We start from the raw sequence: 10,817 nt of genomic DNA, 5'->3' as shown, positions 1-10,817 counted from the left end.
CTGATACAGGCTGGGAAATAACGTGGTACTGCGGGGCTCGGGGGTGGAGACGCCCCAGACGGCTTTCATCTTTACTTAAACGTGTGACGCCTACCATAGCATTTAGTTCAGCGTGACTGTCAACACCACGGAATTGCTCGGGTCATATCGATAAATGTTCATTATCGCTAAATACAGACGCGGTGGTAACCGATCGGGTGGATCCCGACCGGTTACCACCGCGGTGTCTGCGCCGAGGCGGCCGCAGGTCTAGAAGAAGACCTGCTCGCCGCCGGTGAGGTTGAGAGCGGAACCGGTGGTGAACGAGGCCTCGTCGGAGGCCAGCCAGGCGACCATCCTGCCCATGTCCTCGAGAGTGCCGAAACGTCCCGTGGGGATCTTGGCGTCGAGGTAGTCCTGCAGCTTCTGCTCGAGCGTAATTCCCTCGCTCTGAGCGATTTCCGCGAACGACTTCTCCATCATCTCGGTGTGCATGCAGCCGGGGCAGATGGCGTTGACGGTGATGTTGTAGGGCGCCAGTTCCAGCCCGAGGGCCTGCGTCATCAAGATGACGGCCGCCTTCGATGCGGAGTAGACCCCCTCGTTGGGGCGGGCGAGCTTGCCGAGCTGGGAGGCGGTGTTGATGATCCGCCCCGACTTTTGCTCTTTCATCACCCGGGCGGCCGCACGGGATCCGTTGAAGACGCCGCCGATGTTGACGTCCATGGTGCGGCGGAAGTCTTCGTCGGTGACGTCGGCGATTGCACCGTAGGTGTAAATGCCGGCGTTGTTGACCATGATGTCCAGGCGCCCGTGCGTCTCGACAGTGGAACCGACCAACTCGTCCACCGACGCCGCGCTGGACACGTCGACCTTGGCGGAGCTGCTCTTCGGGCTGCCGGCGGACTGCAGCGTGGCGGCGGTGTCCTCGGCGCTGTGCAGGTCGGCGCAGACGACGGTGGCCCCGCGCCGGGCGAGTTCGACGGCGATGCCCTCACCGAGTCCGCGGCTGGCTCCGGTGACGATGGCGATCTTGTTCTCGAGGGTGGACATGGGGAATCCAATCTGGTGTTCGGGTGGGGTGAGCTCCGCCGGCACACCGGTGCACGGGGGAGTCGGGTGAGGGGGTTTACGCGGTGGGCACCGGGGTGGGCTGGTAGGCGAGGAATCGCCAGCCCGCATCATCGGTGTACTTCCATACGGCCAGGCACCGGTTACGCAGCTTCTTCTCGCGTCCGCCGGCGGTGATGCTGGCGTTCATCTCACCGATGACGAGCGCGACGTCGTCGACGATCCGGATGAACTCGATCGGGTGGTCGATGTCGTGATAGACGTAGTAGCCCGACCGCACCTTGTCGAGGTAGGAGTCGAGGCTGTCCGTGTCGCCGGAGGAGTGCGAGTAGGCCAGGTCGGGGTGGCTGAGCTCGGCGAACCGGGCCAGGTCCTGGTCGACGATCGCCCGGTACCGGGCGTTTTCGAGATCCCGGATGGTAGTCGTCGCGTCGTGGGTAGCTGTCACGTCGGCTCCTGTGCTGTTCAGGGTGGGTGAGGGTGGGTGTCGTACCGGGTCATCGGCGGGTGGGCCGATCGCCGCGCAGAGCCTGGCCGAGGAGGTGGCGCAGCCCGTCCTCGGTGACCGGGGTCGGGTTCGAGTAGGGGTTGGACAGGACCTCGTCGATGACGGCAGGGAGTTGGGTTTCGCGCACGCCCAGTTCTTCGAGCGAGTGCGGGATCTGCAGTTGCTGTTCGAGGTCCCACAACGCGGTCGACGGATCACCGTCGGTGCCCAGGGCCCGCTGCAAGGCGGCCCGCGCTGCCGGGGCGTGGGATTCGTTGTAGGCCAGCACGTAGGGCAGCACGATCGCGTGCGTCTGGGCGTGCGGCAGGTCGAGGGATCCGCCGAGGACGTGGCAGAGCTTGTGGTGCAGCGACATCGTGGTCGCCCCCAGGCAGGCGCCGCACAGCCATGCTCCGTAGAGGGCTTTCGATCGGGCGTCGAGATCGTTGCCGTCGGCGACTACCGCAGCCAGAGATTCGGCGAAGGCGCGTACTCCCTCTTCGGCCATCAGCGAGATGATCGGCGAGGCGTCCGGGGCATAGAGCGCCTCGACGGCATGCGCGACCGCGTTCAGACCGCTGGCGGCCGAGATCTCCGCCGGCAGCGTGGCGGTCAGCTGTGGGTCGTAGATGACGCTCTGCGGCAGTACCTTCGCGTCGCGCCCGGTCTGCTTGCGCCCGTCGCGGGTCAGACCCCAGATCGGGGTCATCTCCGATCCGGCGTAGGTGGTGGGGATCGCGATGATCGGTAGCCCGTGTTCGAGGGCGATCGCCTTGCCGAGGCCGATCGAGGAACCACCGCCGATCACCACGCAGCTGTCCGCGCCGAGCTCGCGGGCCCGGTCCCGGGCGCGGTCCGCGGTCTCGACCGGCACGTGCATGCGGGCCTGGTCGAAGATGCCGGCACCGCGGTCACCGAGGTGATCCATGACGAGATCGGCCAGGTGGTTCTGCTCGGGGGTGCACAGCACCAGCGCCCGGCTCAGCCCGAGTCGGTCGAGTTCCTCCCCGACCTTGGTCACCGCGCCGACTTCGAAGCTCACCCGCATCGGCAGGGCCTGATAGTGGAAGGAGCTGGTGAAGGTCACAGTCCGGCCGCCTCTCGTACCTCGGATTCGAGCAAGGTCACATCGAAATGGACCGTGCGAAAAGGATTGCCGAACCCGAGCTCGCGGGCCCGTTTCGGGTCATCGACCACCGGGAACTCCCGGATCAGGCTTTCCTTGACCCCGAACACGACATCGGAGTCGATATAGGGGGTGCCGTCGACGAACAGGTGGGTGGTGACCGGTTCGTGGCCGGGTGCGGTGACGATGAAATGCACGTGCGCCGGCCGGTTGGGATGGCGTCCGGTGATCGCCAGCAGTTCCCCCACCGGTCCGTCGTCGGGGATGGGGTAGTACCGGGGAACGATCGAGCGGAACCAGAACTTGCCCTCGTCGTCGGTGGTGAATAACCCGCGCAGGTTCAGTTCCGGCTGGATGCCGGGTTGCTGGACGTCGTAGAAGCCTTCGGCGTTGGCCTGCCACACGTCCACGCTCGCCCCGGCCAAGGGGGTGCCGTCCGCGCTGCGGACCTGCCCGGTCACCAGGCACGGCTCACCACCGTCGTCGAGGGCGATGGTGTCGCCGAGCTCGCGCGGCGGGGAGTCGACCATGTGGAACGGGCCCAGAACGGTCTGCTCGGTGGCGTGATCGAGGGCGCGGTGGTTGATCGTCTCGACCAGCATCGATACCCCGAGGACGTCGGAGAGCAGGATGAATTCCTGACGTACGTCGTTGCAGGTGTGCCCGGTGCGGGTGAGGAACTCGATGCCCTTCTCCCACTCGGACTCGGTGAGCTGGACGTCCTTGACGAAGTCGTGCAGGTGCTGGATCAGGGAGGTCAGAATCTGCCGCAGCCGGGGATCGGTGTCGGCTCCGAGGCTGTCGATCACCACCTCGGCTGAGCGGCCTTCGGTGAACAGTCCACGATCGGTCATCGGTTCAACTCCTTTCACGGTGCGGTGTAGCCGCCGTCGACCGGCAGTTCGATGCCGGTGACGTAGCTGGCCTCGTCGCTGGCGAGGAACAGTGCGCCGTAGGCGATTTCGCGGGGATTGGCGGCACGCTTCATCGGGGTGGCGGCGATCACGTCGGCGGTGATCGCCTCGTCCTGAGCGTCGATCATCGGGGTGCTGGCCAGACCTGGGTGCAGGGAGTTGACCCGGATGCCGTCGTCGACGTACGACAGGGCGGCGTTCTTGCTCATCATCCGCACCGCGGCCTTACTGGCCTGGTAGGCCGAGACTCCGGCGGCGCCGACGATGCCCCAGATCGACGAGACGTTGACGATCGAGCCGGCGTGCTGGGCCTGCATCGTCGGCAGGACCGAGCGCATGCCGTAGAAGACCCCGGTCTGGTTGACCGCGATGATGTTGTGCCAGTCGTTGAGGTCGATCTTGGCGATCGCTTCGTAGGAGCCGACCAGGCCGGCGTTGTTGACCAGGATGTCGATCCGCCCATGCGCGGCGATCACCGAGTCGACGAACCCCTGCCAGCTGTCGAGTTGGGTGACGTCTAGGGGCGTGAAGGTGATGTTCGGGTGATCGAACGGCTCCGGCTCGCGCAGGTCGCCGACCACCACCCTCGCGCCTTCCTCGGCGAACAGTTCCGCCGTGGCGCGGCCGATACCGCGAGCTCCGCCGGTGACGATAGCTACCTTCTGATCCAACCGCGCCATTGCGATGTCCTCTTCTTTCGGTATTCGATCCGTATCAGGCCAGGTCAGCGCAGGTACTTCATCGACGCTTCATAGGCGGCGGGAACGGCCTCGCCGATCGGGAGCTTGCGGTACGCGGCGGACAGGATCTCCACGCCGTAGATTCCGTCGTAGCCGGTCTTACGGATGGCGTCGACGAAGCCTTGGATGTCGAGTTCGCCCTCACCGGGAAGCCGGCGACCGTTGAAGGTGTCGGCGATGAGGTCACCTTCGAACGTCAATGGAGCATCGTCGAGTTCGACGTCGAAGATATACTTCGCCGGGATGTCGGCGAGAGTGTCGAAGTCGACGCCGGCGCGGGCGACGTGCCAAATGTCGATCAACAACCCGCCAGCGGGATGATCGGCCTTGGCGATGAACTCGAGTGCCTGCTGCGGCGTCTTGACGTTCACGAACGGCATCGGCTCGAACACCACCGTGGTACCGGCATTTGCAGCGTCGGTGCAGAGCTTCACGAACTCGGCCGCCATGTGGTCCGCATCGAATTCACCACCGCTGAAGTCGCCGCCGACCTTGATGTGGCGGGCGCCGAGGGCTTCGGCGGCCCGGAACATGTTCGCGCGAATCTCGTCCGCGGCCGCCCGGCGGTCGTCGGTGAGAAACCAGTTCTCCAGGAACTCGAGCTCGAGGTGAGCGATGCCGTTGTCGGCGAGCATGGTCTTGACGGTGGGGAACCCGTACTGCTGCTCGGCGTCTAGAAGATCCAGGTAACCAATGCCCACGCCGGTGAATCCGGCCTTCGCGGCAACCTCGATGCGCTCCTGGAAGCTGTGCGGACTGCGATCGTTCTCAGCGTTGCCGGCGTCGGCGTCACCAGCGGTCGTCCACGTTCCAGCGATCAATTCGATCTTGCTCACTATCAATTCTTCCTTCCAGAGGGGGTTGGATGGGTTGCATCCTGCGACGTAGCGCAGGTTTACGACGATGCCAGACCGACCAACTCAATAATTCATCCTGGCTTAAATCTGTGACTCCAATCATGCAAGTCGTGTAGTGTGAATGTCAACATCGGGCGATGAACTGCGGTGTTGCACCACTGCCGGTGTTAAGCCAGAGTGGATATCGAGCGTCAGACACACAGAACGGGGCACAGTGGTGGAAGAGGAAATCGGCGTGGCCTTGAAGCGGGCCCGCCTGGACAAGAAACTGTCACTGCGCCAGATCGCCGATCAGCTCGGCATCTCCACCAGCCTGCTCTCGCAGGTCGAGAACGGAAAAACCCAGCCGTCGGTGAAAACGCTCTTCGGTCTCGCGACCGTGCTCGAGGTCTCCCTCGACCAAATAGTGTCCGGTCGCAGCGGTCTCGACGTCGAGCTCCCGCAGAACCGCGACGCGGCGGCCGGTATCCAGCGCGCCGCAGACAATCCCGTCCTCGAAATGGAAAACGGGGTCACCTGGCAGCGGCTGGCCACCGGGGGGCGCACCGAGATCGAACCGCTCTACGTCACCTACGAGGTCGGCGCCTCCAGCTCGGTCGACGGCAAACAGATGCGCCACGACGGAGCCGAGTTCGCGTACATCCTCGAAGGCACGCTGCGGCTCCGGCTCGACTTCGACGAACACGATCTGGGCCCCGGCGATTCGTTCTGCTTCGACTCGAGCCGGCCACACCTGTTCTACAACCCGGGCACGGTTCCCGCCCGCGGCGTCTGGTTCGTCTTCGACAGCGCGACCCACACCGCCGACGTCAAATCGCTACTCGACGCGATGCGAACCGCCAACGGCAGCGGCCAGGGCCGCACCCATCTGCCCACGTTCAGGTAAACCCGCCAGCCTGTCCCCCCAACACCCCGGCGATCACCTGCGCCTGATCGCTGCCTGCCGGTGAGTCGCCTGCACCGCCCCCTGAGGGCGACCTCTGGGCTGCGTGGTGCGCGCACCACCTTCCGTGAATAACTGTCCGACGGCGTGCACACCTGTCGCTGCCGAGAGGAACCTCGATGCCCCGAGCCGATACCACCCCGGCCACCGGGACCCGTGCGGCCATGCCGACCTGGCTGGTGCTGCTGATCGCGACTGCCTGCGCAGTGGTGGTCGCCAATCTCTACTACTCGCAGCCCCTGATCGGCGAGATCAGTGCATCGCTAGGCCTACCTGCCCAGTCAGCGGGGCTGATCGTCACACTCACCCAGATCGGCTACGGCGTAGGGCTTCTCCTCGTCGTGCCACTCGGTGATCTCTACGAGAACCGCACCCTGGTAACGGTCCTGCTGGCCGCCGAAACGGTGGTCCTCATCGCAGCGGCCCTCGTGACGGCGCCGATTGTCTTCCTGGTGATCTCCGCACTCATCGGGCTCGCCGCGGTCGCAGTCCAGGTGTTGGTTCCCTTCACCTCGCACTATGCCCCCGAACACCAGCGCGGCCGGGTCATCGGCACGGTCATGGGCGGACTCACGATCGGAATCATGCTGGCCCGCCCTGCCGCGAGCCTGATTGCGAGCCTGTGGTCCTGGCGGGCCGTCTACGTGCTGTCCGCCCTCCTCGTCGTGATGATCGGCGCCGCGATCCGATTCACGATGCCCGCCCGGCGGCCCGAACACACCGCGGGCTACCGCGCACTGCTGGCATCCCTACCTCGCCTCGTGCGCGACATCCCGGTCCTGCGTCGCCGCGCGCTTTACCACGCCTGCCTGTTCGGGTCGTTCAGCCTCTTCTGGACCGTCGTTCCGCTGCTGCTGACCAGCGACGCGTTCGAGATGTCCCAGAGCGGAGTCGCACTGTTCGCCCTCGCCGGAGCCGCCGGAGCCATCGCATCACCGATCGCCGGCAGAATGGCCGACCGCAACCGAACCCGGTCATGGACGCGGATCGCCATCGGCTGCGTCCTGATTGCACTGCTGGCCGCGGCCCTCCCCCCGCCGGATCCGCCCTCGGGCTCTCAATCCTCGTCGGTGCGGCAATTCTGCTCGACTTCGGTGTCATGACCAATGTGGTGCTCGGACAACGCGCCATCTACAGCCTCGGACCCCAACTACGGGCCCGCCTCAACGGCCTCTACATGGCCATATTCTTCGTCGGGGGCGGAGTCGGCTCAGCACTCGGCGGATTCGTCTACGCCCACCACGGATGGACAGCCGCCGCACTGACCGGGGCCGTCCTGCCCGTCCTCGCCCTCGGATACTTCCTCACAGAGCGACACGACTAACACCCGGATGACGATCCCTTGCGGGACAGCACGTCGTCATGAATCTGTCGCATGAGGCGGTCACGATGCGCGTCGGGCGAGTATGAGTGCTCAGCGTTTGGTCAACGGCAGCGGCAGGGGCCCGCGGTCGGCCAGCGCATCGGCGAGAAGCTCTGCCCGGTGGTGCGGCACCAGGCGTGCCTGAAGGAAGTCCCGCACAGCGTCCCGGTCGGGCAGCGTGATGAGCGACGCGTCCCAGGGCTCGGTCTCAGCCGCCCCGAAGGCGGCGGCGACCAGCTGTTGAGCGTCCTCTGCATCGAACGGTGTCGGCTCCGGTTGCCAGAACGGCGCCAACTCCGGGGAATCCACCCTGGAGATCGTGCCGGCGATGAACAGCCCGTCCGGGCGCAACACACGGTAGGCCTCGCGCAGGCCCAGCTCGGGCCGGTCGAGGTGGTCCAAGACGTTGACCGCGACGACGGCGTCGGCTGCGGCGTCCGCGACGGGCAGTGCGATGACATCGCCTCGCGCCACCGGGCAGCGCCGCACCGCCGCTGCTGTCATCGCCGTCGCGGCATCGATGCCGAACACCCGTAACGCGCTGCCGACCGCGGACCGGGCCAATGCCCCGTCACCACAGCCGATGTCCAGCACGCGAGCGGCCCCGGCGTCGAGCAGCAGACGCACGATCCGGGCGTGCAGGTCCGCTCCGGGCCGGACATGGGCCGCGGTGAGACGGACAGGGCGCCGAAACCGGCCAGGGTCGGCGTCATAGTCTCGCGGTGTGGGCACACCTCACATCCTGGCCTTCAGCGCTGCTGCCCGCGCTCGCTTTCGGCGTTGACCGAACGCCGGCCGTGCCGACCAGCACCGCCGTTTTGCTCCGCGATACGGCCCAACGCACTGCACACCCTCCACGTGTGCCCGCAGGGTGCACGTCATGGCCGACCTCTGGCTCCAGACGATTCACAATTCGATTGGATACGGCAGGGCTCGGGGCTCGGGGCTCGAGTGCACTGATGGACGGAGCCCTCTGCTGAACCGGCCCGTTTCCGTGTCGTGGACGGACGGGTAATGCGCGGTCCTGCGCCCCGACCGCGGCAGGTGTTCGAGGCCCGGGTGCGGGGCGGACGGATTCAGGTCCGGCAACCGGACGAGCAGCGAACGCTCCGCACCAACCCTGGTGCCGGCGTCAATGATTGACGCTCCGCGGATCGGGTAATGGTCATCGCCGACGCAGGTGAGAGGCGACCGAGGGCACCGACCGAAGTTCATGTCGATGTGGTCGGTCGTCGTTCTCTGTTTCAGGTGGATTGATGTACGCTCGCCCGGCTAGTGATTGCGAAGCTCGTCGATGAGATACTTCTTGTTCAGCTTCGAATAACCTTCCAATCCAGATCTTTGGCACGCTTCTTCGGGTCGTCGACCGCCCAGTCCTCGGAGGATTGTGACTGTCCGATATTCTTGCGGCCACGACTCGCTGCAGCATTGGAGACGTGGGTCGCCTTCCTTCGTTCGAGTGGCCTGCCCGTGCCCCGGGCACCTCAAACCACGGCGAGGCTTCTCAGGTGGCCAGCCACACACGTCGTCGCGCGACGGCCTTCATCCGCTCGAGCAGGTCGGGGCGCAGGGGGGTGGGCGGGGAAAGTTCCAGATATTCGGCCAGGTATCGGAAGAACGCCGCGGCGTCCATGCCGAAGTCGGCCATGATCGTCTCAGCGGGGCCTCCGCCCAGGGCGCACCACCGAACTTCGAACGCCACCATCCGATTCACCGCAGTGGTTCCCACGGTTATCGCAGTTTCTGCGAGGGTCGTGCCGCGTCCGCTTCCATGTTCCCGACCTCGCTGCCGCCGTCGCCGTGCTCCATGCGATCGAGGTGGTGCTTGATCCATGCGGTCGACCACGCTGGCGGGTTTGAGTACTGGTTCGTCATCGGGCGATGCCTTTCCGGTTGAGCGCTGTAGGGGAGGGGAGGGTCGCGAGAGAGCAATGCAGCGAACGCGATCGGTCGAGGACCGGAAATGTCGGTGTGTGATCTGCGGTGGAAGCAGAGTAGGCGAGTGCTGCGTGGAACGCTTCGGCGACGGTGTCGAAGCAGGGCGCCGCCGTGCTGAGCCCGATTCGGTCCAGGACCGCGTGCAGGCCGGCCGGAGCGGCGACGGTCAGACGGCATCGTTGCTCGGACAATCGGGTGGCGGCGTAGTCGAGTGCAGCCAGTCCGGCGCAGCCGACGAACGGAACGCGCAGAAGGTCGACGACGACGCTGTGGCCGGTGAGCACCGCCTCGGCGAGGCACGCGCTCAGCACCGGGGCGGTGACGACGTCGACGTCGCCGCGCACCCGGAGCACCCCGGGGCCGCCGGTGGGTTCGTCGATGTCGATGCGGAAGCCGTGATCGGCGTTGCTGCACAGGTCGGTCCCGGACAACGATGACCGCGTCAGACCGGGAGAATCGAAGATGGTGCGAAAATTGGCCATGGGTGGCTCCCGGTGTGTGACCGGCCGCGGAACCGAACCAAACCCTGGAATGAAGGGTCTTCGACACACAAGTCGGCGATCCCAAACCGGTGGCGGCGTTGTCTGCCAGGCTGTGATCTCAACCTCTGATCAGAAGATAACGCGTCTTCGCGCGGAAGGAAACCCTGCACACGCGTCGGGGTCCTGCGGTCCGGTGCACGAGGTCGGGAGTGCGCGCACGGTCTCGCCGAACCCGATTTGCGCGGCAGAACTGCGCAAGCCCGCCCGGTCTCGGATAGGTGCATCAGTACGTTGTGGAACAACCGGGTAGGTCTGTGGACCCCTCTCGAGATCGCGACACCGTCCCCGTCGTGAGGTCTGGACGGCCACCCTCACCGAATGGTATGCATGAGTCATGCATGGAAGTCGCACGGCCAACCTCCTCGGGGCCGCGGCGCTGGCTGTGAGCGATCTCGTTCTCACGAGGGTCACCCGCGTCAGCCAGGTCAGCCCGAGCGGTGCTGCCGCGCTGGTGGTCTTGTCGGCCACCCCCGACCTGAGCGTGACAGAACTCGGCCGGCGCGTGGGCCTGACTCAATCGGCCGCGGCACGCATGGTCGAGTCACTCGAGGGCAAGAACTTGGCGCAACGGAAACGCGGTGCGGGACGGGAAAGGGCTGTCGCCCTCACTTCGGAAGGGCAGCGGGCAGCGCGTGCCGCCCTCGGGGCCCGCGGGGATGGACTGGCCTCGCTGCTGGCGGCACTCGACGACGAAGAACGCGAGGCGCTGGCCGGTGTGCTGGACAAATTGTTGGCCCGGATTTACCAGGATGTCCGTGACTCGGAATTGCTCTGCCGGCTCTGTGATCGCCGGGCATGCACCACCGACGCGGTCTGTCCGGTCGGCAACGCCGAAAGAGCGACCGAAAAGTAATCCG

Annotated in this window: 13 protein-coding genes; 4 read left to right on the top strand and 9 right to left on the bottom strand. The window is 65.8% G+C overall.

The window, feature by feature from the left end:
- Positions 1-249: 249 nt before the first annotated feature.
- The 6 genes from QM841_RS09455 to QM841_RS09430 form a co-directional block, all read right to left on the bottom strand.
- A complete protein-coding gene (locus QM841_RS09455; protein WP_120661805.1) occupies positions 250-1,032 on the bottom strand; it encodes an SDR family NAD(P)-dependent oxidoreductase in 783 nt (260 codons plus the stop codon).
- A 76-nt stretch (positions 1,033-1,108) separates the two neighbouring features.
- Positions 1,109-1,498 carry a nuclear transport factor 2 family protein gene (locus QM841_RS09450; protein WP_159922185.1) on the bottom strand — a complete coding sequence of 130 codons (390 nt, stop codon included), beginning with the start codon at positions 1,496-1,498 and terminating at the stop codon, positions 1,109-1,111.
- 49 nt (positions 1,499-1,547) lie between these two features.
- Positions 1,548-2,624, bottom strand: coding sequence for a maleylacetate reductase (locus QM841_RS09445; protein WP_283331793.1), 1,077 nt, complete (start codon positions 2,622-2,624; stop codon positions 1,548-1,550).
- Positions 2,621-3,517, bottom strand: a complete 897-nt coding sequence (locus QM841_RS09440; RefSeq protein WP_283331792.1) for an intradiol ring-cleavage dioxygenase — start codon at positions 3,515-3,517, stop codon at positions 2,621-2,623. Before QM841_RS09440 ends, QM841_RS09445 begins: the two co-directional genes overlap by 4 nt.
- A gap of 14 nt (positions 3,518-3,531) precedes the next feature.
- The gene (locus QM841_RS09435; RefSeq protein WP_283331791.1) at positions 3,532-4,257 is read right to left on the bottom strand and encodes an SDR family NAD(P)-dependent oxidoreductase; all 726 of its coding nucleotides are present in this window, start codon (positions 4,255-4,257) and stop codon (positions 3,532-3,534) included.
- A 44-nt stretch (positions 4,258-4,301) separates the two neighbouring features.
- Positions 4,302-5,153 carry a sugar phosphate isomerase/epimerase family protein gene (locus QM841_RS09430; protein ID WP_283331790.1) on the bottom strand — a complete coding sequence of 284 codons (852 nt, stop codon included), beginning with the start codon at positions 5,151-5,153 and terminating at the stop codon, positions 4,302-4,304.
- A gap of 256 nt (positions 5,154-5,409) precedes the next feature.
- Between QM841_RS09430 and QM841_RS09425 the strand changes: the two genes are divergently transcribed.
- The 3 genes from QM841_RS09425 to QM841_RS09415 all read left to right on the top strand — a co-directional run bounded on the left by QM841_RS09425 (position 5,410) and on the right by QM841_RS09415 (position 7,441).
- Positions 5,410-6,060, top strand: coding sequence for a helix-turn-helix domain-containing protein (locus QM841_RS09425; RefSeq protein WP_283331789.1), 651 nt, complete (start codon positions 5,410-5,412; stop codon positions 6,058-6,060).
- Between the two features lie 176 nt (positions 6,061-6,236).
- On the top strand, positions 6,237-7,220 hold the full coding sequence (locus QM841_RS09420; protein ID WP_283331788.1) for an MFS transporter: 984 nt from the start codon (positions 6,237-6,239) through the stop codon (positions 7,218-7,220).
- Positions 7,217-7,441 (top strand): MFS transporter, encoded by a 225-nt coding sequence (locus QM841_RS09415; RefSeq protein ID WP_283331787.1) that lies wholly within the window; start codon positions 7,217-7,219, stop codon positions 7,439-7,441. Before QM841_RS09420 ends, QM841_RS09415 begins: the two co-directional genes overlap by 4 nt.
- A gap of 90 nt (positions 7,442-7,531) precedes the next feature.
- Here QM841_RS09415 and QM841_RS09410 read toward each other — a convergent pair whose 3' ends face one another.
- The 3 genes from QM841_RS09410 to QM841_RS09395 all read right to left on the bottom strand — a co-directional run bounded on the left by QM841_RS09410 (position 7,532) and on the right by QM841_RS09395 (position 9,900).
- On the bottom strand, positions 7,532-8,212 hold the full coding sequence (locus QM841_RS09410) for a class I SAM-dependent methyltransferase (RefSeq protein WP_283331785.1): 681 nt from the start codon (positions 8,210-8,212) through the stop codon (positions 7,532-7,534).
- 772 nt (positions 8,213-8,984) lie between these two features.
- A complete protein-coding gene (locus tag QM841_RS09400) occupies positions 8,985-9,185 on the bottom strand; it encodes a hypothetical protein (RefSeq protein ID WP_280783754.1) in 201 nt (66 codons plus the stop codon).
- A 166-nt stretch (positions 9,186-9,351) separates the two neighbouring features.
- Positions 9,352-9,900, bottom strand: a complete 549-nt coding sequence (locus tag QM841_RS09395) for an STAS domain-containing protein (protein ID WP_283331783.1) — start codon at positions 9,898-9,900, stop codon at positions 9,352-9,354.
- 394 nt (positions 9,901-10,294) lie between these two features.
- Between QM841_RS09395 and QM841_RS09390 the strand changes: the two genes are divergently transcribed.
- Positions 10,295-10,813: a MarR family winged helix-turn-helix transcriptional regulator gene (locus QM841_RS09390; RefSeq protein ID WP_283331782.1), complete on the top strand. Its 519-nt coding sequence runs from the start codon at positions 10,295-10,297 to the stop codon at positions 10,811-10,813.
- The last annotated feature ends 4 nt before the right edge of the window (positions 10,814-10,817 follow it).

It is taken from the genome of Rhodococcus sp. IEGM 1307 (assembly GCF_030056915.1).
Classification (GTDB): Bacteria; Actinomycetota; Actinomycetes; order Mycobacteriales; family Mycobacteriaceae; genus Rhodococcus_F; species Rhodococcus_F opacus_D.
Note: the sequence above shows the minus strand (reverse complement) of the source record. Positions and strands in the feature narration are given on the sequence as shown.